Origin of the sequence: Flavobacterium suaedae (assembly GCF_014642915.1) — a bacterium.
Classification (GTDB): Bacteria; Bacteroidota; Bacteroidia; order Flavobacteriales; family Flavobacteriaceae; genus Flavobacterium; species Flavobacterium suaedae.
Genome location: NZ_BMJE01000002.1, coordinates 515,030 through 535,661, shown reverse-complemented (window position 1 = coordinate 535,661; position 20,632 = coordinate 515,030). Strand labels below are relative to the sequence as shown.

18 protein-coding genes are annotated in these 20,632 nt (G+C 34.5%); 8 read left to right on the top strand and 10 right to left on the bottom strand.

Going from position 1 to position 20,632, the window contains the following annotated elements:
- Positions 1 to 50: 50 nt before the first annotated feature.
- The 4 genes from IEW45_RS05490 to IEW45_RS05475 are packed head-to-tail and all read right to left on the bottom strand — an operon-like array spanning position 51 to position 2,614.
- A complete protein-coding gene (locus tag IEW45_RS05490) occupies positions 51 to 584 on the bottom strand; it encodes a hypothetical protein (RefSeq protein ID WP_188620222.1) in 534 nt (177 codons plus the stop codon).
- Positions 585 to 598: 14 nt separating this feature from the next.
- Complete coding sequence (locus tag IEW45_RS05485; protein ID WP_188620221.1) at positions 599 to 997, bottom strand: hypothetical protein; 399 nt, start codon at positions 995 to 997, stop codon at positions 599 to 601.
- Positions 998 to 1,002: 5 nt separating this feature from the next.
- Positions 1,003 to 1,458 carry a T6SS effector amidase Tae4 family protein gene (locus IEW45_RS05480; RefSeq protein ID WP_229665897.1) on the bottom strand — a complete coding sequence of 152 codons (456 nt, stop codon included), beginning with the start codon at positions 1,456 to 1,458 and terminating at the stop codon, positions 1,003 to 1,005.
- A gap of 49 nt (positions 1,459 to 1,507) precedes the next feature.
- The gene (locus IEW45_RS05475) at positions 1,508 to 2,614 is read right to left on the bottom strand and encodes a hypothetical protein (RefSeq protein ID WP_188620219.1); all 1,107 of its coding nucleotides are present in this window, start codon (positions 2,612 to 2,614) and stop codon (positions 1,508 to 1,510) included.
- Positions 2,615 to 2,778: 164 nt separating this feature from the next.
- Here IEW45_RS05475 and rimO point away from each other — a divergent pair, with 164 nt between their 5' ends.
- From rimO to IEW45_RS05450, 5 genes are all read left to right on the top strand, one after another.
- The gene (rimO, locus tag IEW45_RS05470) at positions 2,779 to 4,095 is read left to right on the top strand and encodes a 30S ribosomal protein S12 methylthiotransferase RimO (protein WP_188620218.1); all 1,317 of its coding nucleotides are present in this window, start codon (positions 2,779 to 2,781) and stop codon (positions 4,093 to 4,095) included.
- Positions 4,096 to 4,163: 68 nt separating this feature from the next.
- Positions 4,164 to 4,580, top strand: coding sequence for a hypothetical protein (locus IEW45_RS05465; RefSeq protein ID WP_188620217.1), 417 nt, complete (start codon positions 4,164 to 4,166; stop codon positions 4,578 to 4,580).
- 71 nt (positions 4,581 to 4,651) lie between these two features.
- A complete protein-coding gene (gene rluF / locus IEW45_RS05460) occupies positions 4,652 to 5,479 on the top strand; it encodes a 23S rRNA pseudouridine(2604) synthase RluF (RefSeq protein ID WP_188620216.1) in 828 nt (275 codons plus the stop codon).
- Between the two features lie 77 nt (positions 5,480 to 5,556).
- Positions 5,557 to 6,462, top strand: a complete 906-nt coding sequence (locus tag IEW45_RS05455; RefSeq protein WP_188620215.1) for a helix-turn-helix domain-containing protein — start codon at positions 5,557 to 5,559, stop codon at positions 6,460 to 6,462.
- 88 nt (positions 6,463 to 6,550) lie between these two features.
- Positions 6,551 to 7,396 (top strand): SDR family NAD(P)-dependent oxidoreductase, encoded by an 846-nt coding sequence (locus tag IEW45_RS05450; protein ID WP_188620214.1) that lies wholly within the window; start codon positions 6,551 to 6,553, stop codon positions 7,394 to 7,396.
- Positions 7,397 to 7,466: 70 nt separating this feature from the next.
- Here the strand turns inward: IEW45_RS05450 and IEW45_RS05445 are convergent, their stop codons facing one another.
- Both IEW45_RS05445 and ffh read right to left on the bottom strand, forming a co-directional pair.
- Positions 7,467 to 8,351 (bottom strand): bifunctional 5,10-methylenetetrahydrofolate dehydrogenase/5,10-methenyltetrahydrofolate cyclohydrolase, encoded by an 885-nt coding sequence (locus tag IEW45_RS05445; RefSeq protein WP_188620213.1) that lies wholly within the window; start codon positions 8,349 to 8,351, stop codon positions 7,467 to 7,469.
- A gap of 85 nt (positions 8,352 to 8,436) precedes the next feature.
- The gene (gene ffh / locus IEW45_RS05440; protein WP_188620212.1) at positions 8,437 to 9,777 is read right to left on the bottom strand and encodes a signal recognition particle protein; all 1,341 of its coding nucleotides are present in this window, start codon (positions 9,775 to 9,777) and stop codon (positions 8,437 to 8,439) included.
- A 651-nt stretch (positions 9,778 to 10,428) separates the two neighbouring features.
- Between ffh and IEW45_RS05435 the strand changes: the two genes are divergently transcribed.
- Genes IEW45_RS05435 through IEW45_RS05425 form a run of 3 tightly spaced genes read left to right on the top strand, consistent with a single transcriptional unit; the run spans position 10,429 to position 14,444 of the window.
- Positions 10,429 to 10,950, top strand: coding sequence for an RNA polymerase sigma factor (locus IEW45_RS05435; protein ID WP_188620211.1), 522 nt, complete (start codon positions 10,429 to 10,431; stop codon positions 10,948 to 10,950).
- Positions 10,951 to 10,996: 46 nt separating this feature from the next.
- The gene (locus IEW45_RS05430; protein WP_188620210.1) at positions 10,997 to 11,908 is read left to right on the top strand and encodes a FecR family protein; all 912 of its coding nucleotides are present in this window, start codon (positions 10,997 to 10,999) and stop codon (positions 11,906 to 11,908) included.
- Positions 11,892 to 14,444 carry a TonB-dependent receptor plug domain-containing protein gene (locus tag IEW45_RS05425; protein WP_188620209.1) on the top strand — a complete coding sequence of 851 codons (2,553 nt, stop codon included), beginning with the start codon at positions 11,892 to 11,894 and terminating at the stop codon, positions 14,442 to 14,444. Before IEW45_RS05430 ends, IEW45_RS05425 begins: the two co-directional genes overlap by 17 nt.
- A gap of 87 nt (positions 14,445 to 14,531) precedes the next feature.
- Here the strand turns inward: IEW45_RS05425 and IEW45_RS05420 are convergent, their stop codons facing one another.
- From IEW45_RS05420 to IEW45_RS05405, 4 genes are all read right to left on the bottom strand, one after another.
- Complete coding sequence (locus tag IEW45_RS05420) at positions 14,532 to 15,923, bottom strand: peptide-N-glycosidase F-related protein (RefSeq protein ID WP_188620208.1); 1,392 nt, start codon at positions 15,921 to 15,923, stop codon at positions 14,532 to 14,534.
- 105 nt (positions 15,924 to 16,028) lie between these two features.
- On the bottom strand, positions 16,029 to 17,696 hold the full coding sequence (locus tag IEW45_RS05415; protein WP_188620207.1) for an MBOAT family O-acyltransferase: 1,668 nt from the start codon (positions 17,694 to 17,696) through the stop codon (positions 16,029 to 16,031).
- A complete protein-coding gene (locus IEW45_RS05410; protein ID WP_188620206.1) occupies positions 17,683 to 19,125 on the bottom strand; it encodes a LysM peptidoglycan-binding domain-containing protein in 1,443 nt (480 codons plus the stop codon). Before IEW45_RS05410 ends, IEW45_RS05415 begins: the two co-directional genes overlap by 14 nt.
- The gene (locus tag IEW45_RS05405) at positions 19,115 to 20,629 is read right to left on the bottom strand and encodes an SGNH/GDSL hydrolase family protein (protein ID WP_188620205.1); all 1,515 of its coding nucleotides are present in this window, start codon (positions 20,627 to 20,629) and stop codon (positions 19,115 to 19,117) included. Before IEW45_RS05405 ends, IEW45_RS05410 begins: the two co-directional genes overlap by 11 nt.
- Between the last annotated feature and the right edge of the window lie 3 nt (positions 20,630 to 20,632).

The following is a 20,632-nucleotide window of genomic DNA, read 5'->3' as shown; positions in this document are numbered from 1 at the left end:
AGCCATTCATTATCAGAATGGCTTTTTGATTTTATAATTAAAGTTGCTTGCTAATTATCATAACAATTAGCTAAAAGATTATTTTTCTCTACAATAAAACGGAGTATATTATCAATATCAGTATCGATCATAGAACCTCTAATTTTATTTGTAAAGCCAAAACCTTTCGTCTCCATTTCTTTAACCTCTATTTTATAAGCAGAAGCAATATCCTCCGGCATTATGGCATATAAATGGGATTCAACCATTTTCATCCTATCAGTAAAAGTTAGTATGATATTTTTAAAAATTTCTTCTTTTTCTTTTAAAGATAAATCGCTGGGAATAGTAGCAAAATAAAAAACTGCATTATCAATTTTCGATTCCTTTACTAACTTCTTTACTGCCTCTATATCTTTAGTTTGATTAATTGTATCAACTATAAAAAACACATCTTTTATAGGGACAAGCCTGTTTACTTTTAGTTTCAACTCTGTAAACTTTACTCCTGACTGACTTTCAACCACTTCATTTTCATAAAAATCTTGAGAAAAAGAACTGATAGAAAACAAAATAAATAGAAGATTGTATAAAAATGTTTTCACAAAGTGCTAATTATTTATTGGTTAATAAAACGTCGATATTCAGACTTTGCTATAGAATCTAACTCTTCACTCTTATAATAATGTAAACATGTTGCCATATAATAATTCATGCCGTCCTCACAACCTTCACACATTACTGGTAAAGGTATGTTTAATGCTATTTTTTCACCTCTTTGTTTTGCGTTATTGAAAGATACTAAATCCAAACCATCATAAGGATTATAAGCATCCTCTTTTTCTATAAGTTTAAATATCTCTTCATTACTATAACTCTCTTTCAAGCAAGCTATAAAAACTTGATCCTTATATGCATCTATCCAAGGATTAGCAGATGTATTATAATCAAATTTTTTATACTTAGGAGTAGAACATCCTAAAAAAACAATCAATGTAAAAATTAAATATTTTCTCATCTTAATTAATTTAGTATCCAAATATCAATTCTAGCAATTGGTGCATCATAAAAATGACAATTATTACCGCATGTGCTATTACTATATAATATATCTGCATGCCCTGTAGCCCATTGAAAATTACTTGAATATAGTGAATATATACCTTTTTTTCCAGAAAGCAAGCTAGGTAAATTAACACCATTCTCTCCTGCTTGTGTCCCCGTATATTTTATATGATTACTATTATAAGGTGTTGAAGAGGTTGCAGGGTTTGTTCCGAAAGTTTTTCTCATCCACAAATTAATTTCATAAGCAGCTTTAAAATAATAAAGATTATCAGCCCCTTTAAAAGTTTTACCTGGAATATGAGGTATATCAACACCTGAATAATTTAATGCTTTTGATAATCTCACTGCACATGTATTAGTCTGGGGGCCTGAATATATTGACAAAACCTGTCCTCCTATTGAATTATACATTTTTTCTGGTGTATCATACAAAGGGTCACTATCTAGAGGAAAAGCATTATTAAAAATCTTCCCATGAAGGTAATTCTTGAGGGGGAAAAGTTAAATTAGGATCTTCCCAATATTCTGCATCATAAACTCCATCTTGTCCTTCCGACAAGCCCATAAATTGATTTTCAAAAACCTCAGCAGAAACACTGTTATTATTGTCTAAATAATCAAGAGCCCAACTTACAAACCTTGTACTACTCTGGGAATAGTTATGTTCTTCTATATGATTTAACAATAAGTTAAACAAATTCATATCTCTCATTCCTAAATCAACCATAGATAATGCCATAGAAACATATACCGATCTCTCTATACCATCATATATTTTGTCCTTAATACTTGGGTTATTATCCAAAAAAGATTGTTGTTGAGTCGTAAGTTTGCTATTAAATATATCTATATTTGACAACCCCGGTCCCCCACCGCCAACAAAAGTTCCAGGACTTGTATTATAATTAAATTCTGTCCAGCAGTTCTCAACTATGTCTACAAATGAATAATAAGCATCATTTACATAACCCGGAGCACATGATTCCCCTGGAGAGTGTTCACCTCCGTTACTACAATTATAAACATTTATAATTACACTTTCTACACATACAGTTGTTCCTAAAGAAAGAGGTTGCCCTTGCTCAAAAGGTATATCTGCCTGAAGCTCCATATCATCACTTAATAATTCTAATTTCCCTGAAAACTTGGTTGCATCAAGAACTGCAATCGCTTGATTGGGGGTATACCTTAAAAAACCGGATTTCTCTTTTAAATCAGTATCAACAGTAATAATATAGTACAAAAAATAAGGGCGTTCTGCTGAATAACCATTTAAGTAAAGTGTATATTGATGGAATTTATCTGTTACACCAATCTTTTCAAAATACTCAGGTTTTTCAAAATCGCTAAGTTTAGACTTTAAGTTAGAATTAGTAAGGTTGTTAATTGTGCTTTTAATTTTCGGACTATTGATTTTAGTCAGAACTTCATCAATACTTATTAATGAAGAATGTGTTTCTTGTCCTGATAGAGATTCTACCTTTTCTTCAGTTTCGCACGATAGAAACACAATAAATGAACATAATGCCACTATATAAGCAGTAATATTTTTAAAGTTTTTTTTCATAATTTATTAGTTATAATGGACTTACAGCAATAATAACGATTTATTTTATTTAAAATTATTTTTATTCGTTATTTTTTAGCAAAGTCTTACTATATAAATTTTAACGGCTATATACCTGTAACTGTTAATAAAAAGCGTAATTTTGCACTCCAATTTTCAAGTACATGAGAACCAAATCGTTAAAGAAGAATAAAATTAATGTTGTAACACTGGGCTGCTCTAAAAATGTTTATGACAGTGAGGTGTTAATGGGTCAGTTAAAAGCTAGCGGTAAAGAAGTTACCCACGAAGCTCCTGAACATGAGGAAGGAAATATAGTGGTAATAAACACTTGTGGTTTTATTGACAATGCAAAAGAGGAATCGGTTAACATGATACTAAACTATGCTGAGAAAAAAGAGCAAGGTATAGTAGATAAAGTTTTTGTAACAGGATGCCTTTCTGAACGTTACAAACCGGATTTAGAAAAGGAAATCCCTAACATAGACCAATATTTTGGTACTACAGAGTTACCTCATTTACTTAAAGCTTTAGGAGCAGACTATAAGCATGAACTTTTAGGGGAACGCCTTACCACTACCCCAAAAAACTATGCTTACCTTAAAATAGCTGAAGGGTGCGACCGCCCGTGCAGTTTTTGCGCAATACCATTAATGCGTGGCAAACACGTATCGCAACCTATAGAAAAATTAGTAAAAGAGGCAGAAAACCTTGCTAAAAATGGTGTAAAGGAATTAATACTTATAGCGCAGGACCTTACTTATTATGGTCTTGACCTTTATAAAAAACGTAACCTAGCCGAACTGCTTGAAAACCTGGTTAAAGTTGAAGGTATAGAATGGATTCGTTTGCATTACGCTTTTCCTACCGGTTTCCCTATGGATGTACTTGAAGTAATGAAACGCGAACCTAAGGTTTGTAATTATATTGATATACCGTTACAACACATTGCAGACAGCGTACTAAAATCTATGCGCCGTGGTACAACACAGGAAAAAACTACAAAACTGTTGAAGCAGTTCCGGGAAGCTGTACCGGGTATGGCAATACGTACCACACTTATTGTAGGTTATCCCGGAGAAACGGAAGAAGACTTCCAAACCCTTAAACAATGGGTTGAAGATATGCGTTTTGAACGTTTAGGCTGCTTTGCTTACTCACATGAAGAAAACACACATGCTTACACACTGGAAGATGATGTTCCTGCAGATGTGAAGCAACAACGCGCTAACGAAATAATGGAGTTACAATCTCAAATATCCTGGGAGTTAAACCAGGAAAAAATAGGCGAGACATTCCGTTGTATAATAGACCGTAAAGAAGGTAATTATTTTGTAGGCAGAACAGAATTTGACAGTCCTGATGTGGATAATGAAGTACTTATAGATGCAACTAAAACATACCTAAAAACAGGTGAGTTTGTAAACATTAAAATTACTGATGCTACCGAGTTTGACCTTTATGGTGAACCGGAGAAGTAATTATTTAACCACGAGGAAACTATTATTTATTTTTATTGTAAATTTGGTAATCAGTAATTTATAATACTATGAAACTATCTGTAAAATTATTTGTTCTGTTTATATTTTTATCGGGTACTACTACGGCTTTTGCCCAGTACTATAACCAAGGTGCTACAGGCGGAGTAAATCGTAATATTGCACAACAGAGATATAAAGGCAATAATAACAAAAAGAGAGCTGAAAATATAGATATAGTAGAGGTTACTGTAAACAGCTTAGCAAAAGAATTAAATCTTGATGATTTTCAAAAAGCGGCAGTAAAAGTTATATATAACGACAATAAAGATGCTATAATGAGTATAGCAACTGAGGATTCTCCCAGAAAAGCAAAGGAAGACAAAGCAAGGGAGATCAGCGAAAAAATTGATAAGGAAATCTTCAAACTGTTATCAGAAGAACAGGCTAAAAAATACCAGGAAATAATCGATAAAAGGAAGTATTAAGTCATTCTTTAACGCTAACTAATCACTTCTAAAAAGCCTCAATGCAGGCTTTACTTTTTTTAAATACATTTATGGAAGCAGAATTAAAACGACTCAATAAATTTATAGCAGAAACCGGTTATTGTTCCCGTAGGGAAGCCGATAAACTTATAGATGAAGGTCGTGTTACTGTAAATGGCACAGTTCCTGAAATGGGCACTAAAGTAACCCATGAAGATGAAATCAGGATAAATGGTAAACTTATTCGTGAGAAAACAGGCAAGCATACTTATTTAGCGTTTAATAAACCTGTAGGCATAGAATGTACCACTAATCAGGACGTAAAGCACAATATAGTAGACTACATTAATTATCATAAAAGAATTTTCCCTATCGGGCGCCTTGACAAAGCCAGTGAAGGGCTTATTTTTATGACTGATGATGGTGATATAGTCAATAAAATACTCCGCGCACGTAATAATCACGAAAAAGAATATATCGTTACGGTAAACAAACCTATTACCGATCGTTTCATTCAGCGTATGGGTAATGGTATACCAATACTGGATACTGTAACCCGAAAATGTAAAGTAGAACGTGTAAGTAAATATATTTTCAGAATTATACTTACACAAGGGCTAAACAGACAGATACGCCGTATGTGCGAATATTTGGGGTATGAGGTTACCGCACTAAAAAGAACCCGTATTATAAATATCTCACTTGATGTTCCTGTTGGTCGCTATAGAGATTTAACTTCGCAAGAAATTAAAGAATTAAACAAACTAATAGCACCAAGCAGCAAAACAGAGGAAGCCAGTTTACCAAAAGCTTCTCAGCAAAAAGCATCAAACAATACTAGCTTTAAAAAGACTCCAAGAAATAACAATAGCCCACGCCCTCGAACTGGAAGAAAATAAAAAAGTATAACTAAAAGCTGACTATCAAGTCAGCTTTTTTATTACTTTTGATTTGAATTTTGTAATATAGCAGGATTATGGAAGCAGAATCACTACAACAGTTTTATTCAAAACATATAAATAAAGGAGAAACCGAAAAGGAGCCTCTTAGCAATAATATTGGTCATTTTAATGTTTTTAAACTGGAAGATTGCTTACTGCCTGGCAAACAAGTACAATATAGCCGAAGAGATTACTATAAAGTAAGCCTTATAACAGGCAATAACCGCTACCACTATGCAGATAAAAGTATAGAAATAGACGGTACAACATTAATATTTTTTAACCCGCAAGTTCCTTATACATGGGAAGCTTTATCTGATATAAGCACAGGTTTCTTCTGTATTTTTACCACGCCTTTCTTTAGTGAAGGAATGAAAACCTCTCTTGATGAACTACCTATGTTTACTGCAGGAGGAAAACCATCTTACATACTAAACAGCGAACAAAAAGACACTGTAACAGAAATATTTAAAAAAATGATGATTGAAATCAAATCTGATTATGCTTTTAAATACGACCTGATACGTAGTTATTTAAACGAGATTATTCACATGGCTTTAAAAACCGAACCAAGTGAAAAGTTATACAATCACCCCAATGCAAACTCACGCATAACATCTGTTTTCAAAGAATTATTGGAAAGACAATTCCCTATAGAAACTCCGGCTCAACGCTTTAATATGCGCTCTGCCAGTGATTTTGCCTCTGATCTAGGTGTACACGTAAATCATTTAAACCGAGCCGTTAAAAATACTACAGGAAAAACTACCACCACAATTATAGCAGAAAGAATAATAGCTGAAGCAAAAGCATTATTAAAACACACCAATTGGAATATTTCCGAGATAAGCAACAGTCTTGGTTTTGAAGAAGCCTCACACTTTAATAATTTTTTCAAGAAGCAAACATCAGTTACCCCTACCCGATACCGAACTGTTTGATTTTTGCAACAATCAGTTTGAAGCTTGCAATAACAAACAATTAGTTGCTGCATAATTTTGTACTGTAATCATTAAACAAAAAAACAGTATGGAAAATCAAGCAAAAAAAGTATGGTTTATTACCGGAGCTTCAAAAGGTTTCGGTTTATTATTCGTTAAGCAGTTATTAGAAAAAGACGATGCAGTAGCAGCTACATCAAGAAATTTACAACAGCTTAAAGATGCAGTGGACACTACAAATGAAAACTTTTTACCTTTGGAAGTTGACCTTATTAATGAACAAAGTGTTGCTGATGCAGTAAACAAAACTATTACTACATTCGGTAAAATAGACATTGTAGTTAACAATGCCGGATATGGTATAACAGGTAGTCTTGAAGAGTTAAGCGATGAAGAAGCAAGAACAAATTTTGATGTTAATGTTTTCGGTTCACTTAATGTAATAAGACAAGTACTACCTCATTTACGTAAACAAAGATCGGGGCATATTTTCAATATTTCCTCTATTGCAGGAATTACAGGCGCCTTCCCGGGGTTTGGTATCTATTGCGCAACTAAATTTGCTGTTCTTGGCTTTACAGAATCTCTTCAAGTAGAAGGTAAACCTTTCGGTATAAATGTTACGGCTGTATTACCTGGTTATTTCAGAACAAACTTCTTGGAGTCTGACTCCCTTGCAGTTGCCAAAAGCCCTATAACTGCTTATGAAGAAGTAAGAAAAGTTCAGGAAGTACACCAAAACCAAATAAACGGTAACCAACAAGGAAACCCTGAAAAAGGTGTAGCAGAAATAATTAAAGTAGCTAATATTGATAATCCGCCGTTATACCTACTTTTAGGTAGCGACTCTGTTCAACTGGCAGAAAACAAAATCACTACGCTACATAATGAAATAGAGGCTTGGAAAAGCGTAAGCCAGTCTACTGACTTTTAATTTACAGTAACCTACAAAATAAAAAGCCCTGCTTAATGCGGGGCTTTTTATTTATATACAATTAAGAAATTTATTTTTTAAACTTGCGTTGCTCTCTTGCTAAAAGGGTATTTTTAAGCAGCATAGCAATCGTCATAGGTCCTACTCCACCCGGTACAGGTGTAATAAATGATGCTTTCTTACTTACATTTTCAAAATCTACATCACCTGTTATTTTATAGCCTTTCTCAGTAGTGTCATCAGCCACACGGGTGATACCCACGTCAATTACTACAGCGTCGTCTTTAATCATTTCAGCCTTCAGGTAGTTTGGTACTCCAAGTGCCGTAATAATAATATCTGCCTGTGTAGTTATCTGGTTAATGTTTTTAGTATGGCTGTGCGTAAGCGTAACGGTACTGTTACCGGGAAAGCCTTTACGCCCCATTAGTATACTCATTGGCCTGCCCACAATGTGGCTACGCCCAATAACTACTGTATGTTTACCTGCTGTTTCTACATTATAGCGCTCTAACAGTTCTAATATACCAAATGGTGTAGCAGGAATAAACGTAGTCATGTCCAGCGCCATTTTACCAAAGTTCTCAGGGTGGAAACCATCCACATCCTTACTTGGGTCTATAGCTTCAATAACTTTTTGGGTGTCTATTTGCTCCGGTAAAGGTAACTGTACAATAAAGCCATCAATATCATCATTCTGGTTAAGTTCTTCTATTTTTTTAAGAAGTTCCATTTCAGATGTTGTACTTGGCATTTTTACAAGAGTAGACTCAAACCCTACTCTTTCGCAGGCTTTTACTTTACTCCCCACATAAGTAAGACTGGCACCATCGTTACCTACTATAACAGCGGCAAGGTGTGGTACTTTCTCACCATTTTGTTTCATTTTTTCTACCTCAGCAGCAATCTCATTCTTGATGTCGTTTGAGGTTTTCTTTCCGTCTAATAATTGCATTGTGTGTTGTTTATATTTAGTGATAGAATAGATACTATTAAAAAAGACGCGGTTACCCGCGCCTTTATATGCTTATTTATTTTTGTTATGGTCGCATGCCTTTCATGCCGCCCATCATGCGCATCATGTTTTTAGCTCCGCCTCCCTGCATCATCTTCATCATTTTGCTCATTTGGTCAAACTGTTTTAAAAGTTGATTTACTTGCTGTATTGACGTTCCTGAACCTTTTGCAATACGCTTTTTACGCTTAGCATCAAGTATAGAAGGCTTTGTACGCTCTCCCGGAGTCATTGAATGTATTATAGCCTCTATATGCTTAAAGGCATCATCTTCTATTTCTACATCTTTTAATGCTTTTCCGGCACCGGGTATCATACCTACAAGGTCTTTCATGTTACCCATTTTCTTTACCTGCTGTATTTGCGAAAGGAAATCATCAAAACCAAATTCATTTTTGGCAATTTTCTTCTGTAGCTTTCTTGCTTCCTCTTCATCATACTGCTCCTGTGCTCTTTCCACAAGGGAAACAACGTCCCCCATACCAAGAATACGGTCTGCCATACGAGCAGGGTGGAAAACATCAATAGCTTCCATTTTCTCACCGGTACCTATAAACTTAATTGGTTTATTTACTACCGATTTAATAGAAATAGCTGCACCACCACGTGTATCACCATCAAGTTTTGTAAGTACTACCCCATCAAAGTTCAGTCTGTCATTAAATGCTTTAGCAGTATTAACAGCATCCTGACCCGTCATAGAGTCTACCACAAATAGTGTTTCGTGTGGTTCTATAGCTTTATGAACGTTTGCTATTTCGTTCATCATCTGCTCATCAATAGCTAAACGACCTGCCGTATCGACAATCACTACATTAAAACCATTAGCTTTAGCGTGGTTAATTGCATTTTGAGCTATTTGTACAGGGTTTTTATTTCCTTCTTCAGAGTATACTTCTACCCCTATCTGGTCTCCTACTACATGTAACTGGTTTATCGCCGCAGGGCGGTAAATATCACAGGCTACTAATAGTGGTTTTTTATTTTTCTTTGTCTTAAGGAAATTAGCCAGTTTACCGGAAAATGTTGTTTTACCGGAACCTTGTAAACCTGACATTAATATTACCGTAGGGTTACCGGAGAGGTTTACACCAGCTGTCTCGCCCCCCATTAACTGGGTAAGCTCATCTTTTACCAGCTTCACCATTAACTGCCCCGGTTGCAGGGTAGTTAATACATCTTGTCCTAAAGCTTTTTCTTTTACTGTATTGGTAAACTCTTTAGCTATTTTAAAGTTAACGTCGGCATCAAGTAATGCACGGCGTACTTCTTTAAGAGTATCAGCAACATTTACTTCGGTTATCTTTCCGTGCCCTTTTAATACGTGTAAGGCTTTATCTAATTTATCACTTAAATTATCAAACATATAACAATAAGTTATTTCTACTATAAGTTTGCAAATTTAATGATTTGATTTTTAAAGAAAGAACACTCTATTTAAAATACTGCTTTAATTATAGTCTTTTTTTAATAAAAACGGTATTTACATAAAAATAGAAAGCCGATCTTGGGAAAGAGATCGGCTTTTCTTGGAAAAAACGTGAATATTTAAAAAAACACAACTATTCTAAAAATATATATCCAGACTTTATTTTAATTCAAACTTTAAAGAAAACCAAAATGTAACTCTAAGCTTATCCCCGGTAGAAACCAATCTGTACAGATTGGTTTTACTACGTAGGGAAAGTTAACTAGGGTTTCTTTTTCATTATATATTTTAACCTTTAAAAGGTTTTGCTCCCGACTCGGAAACCCGCATTTATTATGCGGCATATATAACTAAAACAGCCGTAATTAAAATTACCCTACCTTAAAAACTAAATTTTAACATTTTTATTTTACTTTTCTTTATTTTTTAAAAATACACTAACAATTTCACTGTTAGTTTTAACACAGCTAAATCAATGTAATACTGATAGTTCCTAAAGTTTGCTATTAAAAAAACTACCCAGATAAAAATTGAAAATTGTTTAAGAACAAAAAAAATTTATACCTTGACAGCCTTATTTATTGCTCCATGAAAAAGACTTCACTAAAAGGTATTTGTGAAGAAATTACATTTTCTGATTTTTTTAAAAATCATGCGCAAGCACTTCGTAATTACCTTTACTATAAATTCGGAAATGAAGAGCAGGCCGACGATGTAACTCAGGAAGCCTTCATTAAATTATGGCAAAACTGCGCAGATGTGCCTCCTGAAAAGGCAAAATCGTTTTTATATACAGTAGCCAATAATGCTTCTTTAAACCACATTGCCCACCAAAAAGTAGTTTTAGAATACGCTAAAAAATCGACTAAAAAAGGGACTGATAACCAAAGTCCTGAATTTGTAATGGAGGAGGAACAGTTTAAAACAAAACTGCAAAATGCCATTGCTAACCTAAGCGAAGCACAACGCACTGCTTTTTTATTACACAGGATTGAGGGTAAGAAATATAAAGAAATTGCTGAGATGCTGGGTATTAGTGTTAAAGCTGTAGAAAAGCGTATACACACTGCATTGGTAGAGTTGCGAAAAGAAATTGAAAATATGAGGTAGGGAAAACAGTAGTAAACCTGTTATACATACAAATAAGAGCGAAAAGATGAAAGAAGAAGATATAAAATTGGCAAAATGGCTTGATGGAAAGATGGAAGGTGCTGAGCTGGAAGAGTTCAAAAAGTCGCCTGAATATCATACTTATCAAAAGATAAAAGATTACTCAGCAGAGCTTACCGCTCCACAAGCTGATATAGATACTATATATAAAAACGTAGCCAAATCAAGAAACCAGAATAAAGGGGTAAGGAAACTTACGCCGTGGTTTGCTAAAATTGCTGCGGTATTAATAATAGCATTAGGGGTAACATTCTTTTTTTACACTACCCACACAACAAACCAAATTGCTATGGCAGGGGAGCATACTGAATTTTTACTTCCCGATAATTCAACAGTAATGCTTAACTCAGGCTCACAAGCTGAATACAAAACATGGAACTGGGATGATAACCGTAAGGTAGAACTTAACGGTGAAGCATTTTTTAAAGTAGCGAAAGGGAAAAAGTTTGATGTAGTAACACCAAACGGGATTGTTACAGTTGTAGGAACTCAGTTTAATGTTAAAAACAGAAACAATCGTTTTGAAGTAACATGCTATGAAGGTAAGGTAAAGGTATCAAGTAATGGTACAGAAGTATTACTAAGACCCGGTCAAACAATTGCTTATGAAGGTAATGAAAATGTAGCTGTTGAATTTGAAACTGATACTACACCGGGCTGGTTAACTTATGAAGCAGAATTTCACAAAGAAACTTTTGATAATGTTATTGCTGAAATAGAGCGTCAATATAACATTGAAATAGAGACTAATAAAGGAAATTATAGTACCTTTAGCGGAGTATTACCTATGGATAACTTAGATGAAGCGTTAGATATTTTCACAACTGCTTATCAGTTAAAGACCAAGAAAACAGGTAATAAAATTATACTAACTCCAATGAATGAAAGTAAGCATTAAAAACCTGCTTATATTTTCCACTGTTTTTTTTTTCGTGGTCCGTGCATACGGACAAGACGAAGTAAAAAGTATTGCCTTAAAACAAATTTTAGACACTATAGCTAAACAGCATAGTGTAAAGTTTAGTTATACTGAAAAAGATGTTTTCGGGCATAGTATTTTCCCTCCTGAAAAACGCATTCCCCTTAAAGCTAAATTAGTTTATATAACTAACCGAACTAATTTGTTTTTTAAAGAGATAAATGAGTATATAGTTGTGTATAAAAATGCAACAGTTCGTAAAAAGAGGTTTTGTGCTTATATAACTGATGAATTTGGAAATGCTATAGAAAATGTTTCTGTACAATTTAATGAAAGTGAAAGTATTGTAAGCGGTATTGATGGCTATTTTGAAATCAACTCATCTTCCCTGCCTAAAAAACTATACATAGGGCACTTAGGTTATATACCTACTGTTATAGAACCAAAAGAAAGTGATGGCGACTGCCTGCAAATAATACTAGGACTTAATATAATAGAGCTGGATGAAATAATTACAGAGCGTTACCTTACCACAGGTATATCTAAAAAGAAAGATGGTAGTTTTAATATTTCACCGGAAAAATTTGGTATACTACCCGGTCTTATAGAGCCTGATGTACTACAAACAATGCAGCAATTACCGGGTATAATGAGTATTGATGAAACTGTTTCCAACATCAACGTTCGCGGAGGCACACACGATCAAAACCTATTTATGTGGAATGGCATACGTTTATTTCAAACAGGTCACTTTTTCGGTTTAATATCCGCTATTAACCCTAACATAGCTTATGATGTTAAAATATCTAAAAATGGTACCTCAGCATTTTACGGAGAAAGTGTTTCAAGCGTTGTAGATATATCTTCCAGAACTGAACATATAGAGGATGGCTCTACTACTATAGGCAGTAACATGATTAATACTGATTTTTACACAAAATTCAAATTATCAGATAGCGCAAACTTAGAACTTTCGGCAAGACGCTCGTTTACTGATTTTCTCGACCTACCCACTTATTCTAAATACTCTGAAAGAATATTTCAAAATACTGTAGTTACAGAACTGGCCAATAGCACAGATGTTAATTACAAAAGTGATAAGGAGTTTTACTTTTATGATTTTACAGGGCAGTACCATAAAAAAATTGGAGAAAGAAGTGATTTATACCTCCATGTATTGGGTATAAATAACCGTTTAGACTTTACTCAGGGAACTATAGATAACGCTAATGTAATTACCACTGTTAGCAACCTTGACCAGGAAACGTATGGTGGCTCTGCAGGGTTTAAAACAAACTGGAATGAAACACACAGCACAAGTTTTGATGTATATGGTTCACTTTATAATGTATACAGTACCAATCAATCTATAGAAACTAACGAAACTACTAAGCAGGAAAACAAAGTTTACGACGGAGGCTTTCGCATCAGAAACAGTAATACTTTAGCTCCCATGTTTACATTGCATAGCGGGTATCAGTTTAACTCTACGAAGATTGAGAATACTGATGAGGTAAATGAGACTATGACAATGCTTGCTAATAACAGAACTCTTAACCAGATATTAAGAACACATGCTTTAATAGGAGAACTGGAATATGCTCCTGAGAAAGAGAAAATATACGTTCGTTCAGGACTTCGTTTTAATTATATTGAGCAGTTAAAAACAATATATATAGAGCCCCGATTACAATTTAACTATATGTTTGATGGTGCTTGGCAGGTGGAATTATTAGCCGAATCCAAAAGCCAAACAATATCTCAGGTAGTAGAATTACAGGGAGACTTTTTAGGCCTTGAAAAAAGACGGTGGGTACTGGCTAATGATATTGATGTACCTGTGCAACGCAGTAAACAATTTTCTGCGGGTGTTACATTTAAAGACAGGGGCTGGCTGGTATCGCTCGATAATTTTTACAAAACAGTAGATGGCATCACTACCTATGGACAGGCTTTTCAGGATCAATTACAACAAGTGCAGTCAAAAGGGAGTTACAAGGTTTACGGTACAGAGTTTTTAGTGCAAAAGCAGTTTAAAAACTTTTATACATGGTTAAGCTATACATGGAATAATAACACCTATAGGTTTGATGATGTTGAGCCTGAAAAATTTAGTAATAGTTTTGAGATAAGCCATACTATAAATACTGCTGCTATTTATGAATGGTATAACTTTAAAATAGCACTGGGATCCAAATGGTTTACAGGACACCCTTATACTAAACCTGTGCTAAACATTCCTGTATATGATAATAACGGCAACCCATCTATTTTTTATGACTACCCCAACTCATACAATATTGCCAGCTTTTTTCAGGTTAACTTTTCAGCATCTTATCGTTGGGATATTAAACCCAAAGTTAGGTTACAATTCGGTTTATCTATACTAAACATATTTAATCGTGAAAATATAATCAACCGTTATTACCGAATTAATAATCAGGAAGACATAGAGGTAATAAACACCTTTGCACTGCAGCGTACACCTAACGCTTTAATACGTTTGAGTTTTTAATTAAACTTTTATTTTCTTTATACCGGAGAATAAAAAAAATCCGCCATACGGCGGATTTCTCACTCCAAGATATAAAATACACAAAAATTATTTCTTAACTATTTTATTTACAGCATCTGTTCCATCTGTAAATTTCACTTCAATAACATAAATACCTTGTTGCATTTCAGAAAGGTCTATTTTCTCATTCTTTCCTGTAAGCACTGTTTGTCCTAAAGTATTTACCACGTTTACTAAAGCTATTTCTTTTCCTTCTGCCGAAATTGTTACTATATTTTCTACAGGGTTAGGATATACACTAAATGAAGCCTTTTCAAAAGCAGGTGCATCAAGAGCTAGACCTCCCGTTGCTGATTGCCCTTGTATATATACTGACATTGGAAAATAACCTTGTTCACCTACAAACTGAGCATCAGGAACATCTATTTTAAAGCTGTGTTCACCAGCTTCCAAATCTCCAAGTTCTATCACTCTGTTAGGAATTTTATCGCCCGGGCACCAGTTATTCCATGACCATGCTGCATCGTTATCAGGTCTGGGATACGCAGGGTTTGTAGAACAATCGTAATAAATACAGCTTGGCTGTGTGTTATATTCAAAGAAAGGTACACACGATACTCCTCCGGGCTTATAATTAGCTACTAATTCGTCATCAAAATATATATAATGCCACCTTCTTATATATTCTTCTCCTCCTGAATTAGAACCGTGATTGGATGTTATAAGATGTATTGTAGCGTCTGTTACATGCTCTTCAAGTGTAAAGCTTAATGTTCTTACTGTTTCTCCTAATACATCAGTTCCCTCTAATGTATAATTTTTAAGCTCATACTTATGTTCTAACGGTAGAAGAAAATTAGGCTCTTCTACTGTTTCATCCGTAGTCGAAGTAAAGTCAAGCGACCCCATATAAACATCATTTCTGCCTTCACAAATCGGTATCTCCTCAGCTGCACCTCCCTGGCCAGGACCTCCCTGATAACCATATACTTCAAGCTCTACCCAAATATCATAGTTAGAAGTAATTTCTTCATTATGAAAAACACCTGTTAAATTATCTAATTCAAAAACATAAGGCACACTGTCCGGGTCAGTCACTCTCAAATCCATAAATGGTGTAATAAATCTACCTATCTCTATACGTATAACATCATTATAATCATAAGTAGTAACACCTTTTTCGGTAAATACAAGGTTTACGTTTCCAATCCTGTCATAATTATCACAAAGTGGATGTAAAGTAACAGTCATTGTAAGTGTATTCCCGAAAGAAGCCAATTGTTCTTCTGTAAACTTTTTACCGTATGATGAGTTACTGTTTCGTATAGCTCCATCAGGTACAGGTTCACTTACGGTAGCTTCATACATACCATAGTAAACTGCCTGGTCAAACATATTTAAGTTATATTCCTGCGCTACAGTTTTAGTTGTAAAAAATATTGATAGCGAAAATGCTAATAATAGTAAAGTTTTTTTCATAGTAAATTACATTTAAGCCAGCAATTTAAGAAAATGAAAATTTATATTCTTAAAGAAGAAAGCAATCGCTACTATTAACAACAAAATTAAGCTTGATTGTTATATTTAAAACTGAAAGTATATAAATGGTTGTGGTCCTGCTGAAGCTATTGCATATACTACCCAATACACAAAACCTAATATAATAGCTTTTGCCACTAAAGGCGTTTTGTTAAATGCTTTCCACATGGCATTAATAATATTTTCAGGAAGAAAATGCCATATATAGCCTATAAGCATTAAAAGAAAAACATGTTTATAACCTGTTATAATAGTTTGCCACTGTTCTAAATCAATACTAACTTTACCTATATTCTGTATTATGGCAAGCGCCCTGTCAAAATCTTTTGCTCTGAAAAATATCCAGCAAAATGCCACAAAATGAAATGTAAGTACTCCTGCTATAAAATTACCTAAAATACTACTTCGTTTTTTATGTTCTCCTTTCTTAAAAGGGAAAATAGTCATAAACAGCTTGTGTACTATTAATGCCATACCGTGCAGTGCACCCCATACTATAAAGCGTATACTGGCACCGTGCCATAAGCCCCCTAATAGCATTGTTGTTAAAAGGTTGGCATTAGTGGTTAGTGTTTTCTGTTTGTCTTTTACTAAAATAAGCGATAGTATAAAAACAGTTAATGCTCCTACCCCAATAATTAATGGTATATAGCTTTCTTCCAAGTGTATTATACCCCATACTATTACCCCTACAAAAAATAATGTTGGGAATAAAAACCCTGCAAAAGTTCCTTTTCTGTTTCCTCCAACTGATATATACAAGAAATCTTTAAGCCATGTAGATAGCGATATATGCCACCTGCGCCAAAACTCTGTAATATTAATTGATTTATAGGGTGTACGGAAGTTGGGCGGTAACTCAAAACCTAATAATAATGCGATACCTATTGCCATATCACTATACCCTGAAAAATCACAGTAAATTTGCAGTGTGTATCCATATGTTGCCATCAGGTTTTCGAAGGCAGTATACGTATTAGGGGAATCAAAAACCCTGTCTACAAAGTTTATTGATATATAATCGGATATTACTGTCTTCTTTAGAACCCCGCCTATTATTAAGAAAAGCCCGTAGTTTACATCTCTTTTAGTGATAGACAGTTTCTCGTATATTTTAGGTATAAAATCTTTAGCCCTAACTATTGGTCCTGCTACAAGCTGCGGAAAAAACGAAACAAAGAATAAATAATCAGGGAAACTTTTAGCCGGCGTTATCTCTTTACGGTAAATTTCTACCGTATAACTAATAGACTGGAAAGTATAAAATGAAATACCTACAGGCAGGATAACATCATAAAAAGCAAACTGCCCGCCAAATAAGTCGTTATAGTTACCTATCAAAAAGTTACTATACTTAAAATAAGCTAAGAAGCTCAGGTTAACCACAACACTAAACCATACATATAGTTTCCGTTGCGACTCTTTTGTTTCCCGATACAGGAAATAACTGAGGGTATAATCCATTACCGAAGTAAACATCAGTAACAGGAAGTACATACCGCTGGACTTATAATAAAAGAATAATGAAAAACAGATTACATAGAAGATGCGGGCATAAAACGTTTTACGTAATGCTAAGTAAATTGCATAGAAAACTACAAACAACCCAAGAAATAAACCTGAGTTAAATAACAACGGTCTGGAAGGGTCGTATGTAAACCACCCCTGCACTTGCTCCCATGTTATTTGCGGTAGTATATCAATCCACTGCATCTTCTTTCATTAGTTTAAAATTATTGTATGCTTTATTAAATGATTCAATGAATCGCTCACCCTGTAGTACATACCCTTGTACAGAATAGTGTATCCTGTCAGTAGACATTAAACCTTTCTTAGCATTATCAGGTACACTATATAAGCCTCCCATTTCGGTAAATAAATCCCATGAGGCATAATAGGTTTCGCTTTCCTGTTGTAGTATTGCGCTGCTGTATGAACCTGCAAAAGTATTAGGGTAACGTTTTTTAAATAGTGACGGAGGTGGTGTCATAACTAAAACACAAGCATTTGGGTTAGCTATTTTTATATTGGTTATAAAAGTATTTAATTCCGTTATAAACTTATCTGTTTCTATTTTTTCAAACGATTCATTTGTACCTAACGAAACAATAATTAAATCAGGCTGTAATACCGGTAACTGCTTAAAAAATAGCGGATATTTATTATAATCAATTGCTTTGGCACCATTAACCCCTATACCGTGATATATAATACCCGGAGTATCATTTTCCAGTACCACCCCGTTAAGTTCATAAGGACTTACACTTTTTGTAGGGAGTATGTATATTTTTGATAACCTTTCTTGGCTATGGTAGTAATAAGACAAAGAATCAGCTTCTAACTGCAATGGTATAAACTCCGAACGACTTATTGTTTTCTTTTCCATTTCACCGGTAGGTATTTTTAATACTTTACCTGCATATATGGTATTAGAACGCATATCGTTGGCTTGTTTAATAGCCGAGACGGAAGTATTATACTTTTGTGCTATTACAGAAAGTGCTTCTCCGCTTTTTATTTTATGGCTAACTACTTTAGGCTCTTTCGATTCAATAATAATATCTTTTGAGCTGGTAGCTAAATCAAATAATGGGAGGTTATAAGGCGTAATTAACTTAATAGTATTAAAATTATAAGCCGTATCTCGCACTTCTGTTTCTATAACAAAATCTTCTTTGGTATTTAAAGCTATACCACTAAGTCCTACCTCTATACCTTTTTCGGGAGGGTATACATTTCTGCGGTGCTCCCACTCTATATTCGATTTAAACCGTACCGAAGTACTACCGTTTGTTTTTGCTAAACGGTATGGAAAGGAAAAACCGAAACCGCCATTACCAAATTCAGATTGTAAGTTTACACGAATTACATCACTAAAAATATCTGCCTGTATATGGGAGTCTCCTATATGTACAATATTTATTTTCCCTTTTTTTTCCTGCTCCAAAGTGTAGAGCTTTTCAAAAATAGGAGTTAGTGCATTAGGATTGGTAATACAATTTGTTTCCTGTTCTATTACCGTAACAGAATCAATAACTATACTGTCCGTTTGCACAATCAAAGAATCTGTTTGCGAATCTATTTGTGAAAAAGCAACTGTAGTTATTACACAAAAAAGTATTGCGAAATATTTAGTAACCATTTATAATAGTGTCTTTTTTATGTGATAAAGAATCTGCCGGTTTTAGGGAATCTGTTTTTTTAACTGATGATGCTTTTGTTAATCCTTTGGGCTTAGTTCCTTTTTCACTTTCCTTCTTCATTTTCTTAAACTCCTCATACCCATCCATTAGCTGTTGGTATACAAGTCCTGCTACTTTTTTAGCACCACGATAATTAAAGTGCGTATAATCTTTATTTGCTAATGGTTTTTCCTGCTCTACCCATTCTACCATACTGTTCTCTCCGCCCATAAGTAAATACAGATTTACAAAAGCAGCTTCCTGCTCTACAGCATATCTCTTTTGAGCCAATGTTAAGGGTACCACAGCTGAGTCCGTTTTCATCTCCATATCATATTTAGAGGACTTATCAGCAGTAGATATAATCAATATATCTGCATTAGGGAAACACTCCCTTATATGCTGTACCACCCTGCCCATACGCTTAGTATACCAACCGTAATTATAACTGCCGTAATTAAGCACATTCGTACCATAGTGCAGCACAATTAAATCATAGCCCAATTTTTCATCAAAAGCACGCATTAAGCGGGTATTGAATATTGATATTGGCAACCCTGAATTACCTCTGCTTGAAAAATTATCTACATGAACCCCCTTACCATCATCAAAATTAAAACCGTAAAATGGTATAGAGTCGGCAGCAATAAATTGTGCTTTAAACTCTTTTAAACTCTCCTGCGATAGTGTAAGCGTGTTTAATACCTTTTCAGGGGTTAGCTTTTTAATTATGGTATCATTCTTAGTAAAAACTTCTATTTCGGCTTCTTTATTATTCGATTTACCGTAAAACAAAGTAGGTTTTTGCAACCAATTAAGCCCTGCCTGATAGCCTGCTTTGTAATTTACCCATATAGGTTTTACAGTATCGTGCTTGGTAAAGAAAACATGCCCGTTTACCCCAAACGGGCTGGTAGGTTTTTGTGTATTAATATAGGACTGTGCATCCCAATTTCTGGAAAAGGTATGCTTTACAGTAATACGGGCATTTGCCGACTCTGATGTTATATTAACAAAACCTACTCCTGTACCGCCAAAACGCTCCTGAAAGTTAGAACGGAAATCCTGAACGATTAAATCGCCATCTGTCATAGAGTCACCAAAATAAGCAATGCGGACACTGCCTTTATTTTTCTCTTCCAGCGCCAACAGTTTTTCATAAAAAGCAATAAGGTGTTGATGCCCTTTATAGCCGTCAAAAGTTTCGGTAGGGTATTTAATACCTTTCTTCTTTTTAAATTTTATCTTTTTCTTAGGCGGAACGGTATCTTTCTCTACAATAGCCGTGGTATCAATTTCCTGTATGGCTTTAATAACCATACTGTCTATTAATACATTTTCGGCAGGGATATCCTGCTCGCTAAATATCTTTCGGGGCAAAAACTGTTTAAATATAAAGAAAGCCACTATAGATAATACTACAATAGCAAACGACTGAAAGAAATACGGTTTATCAGGTTTCACAAA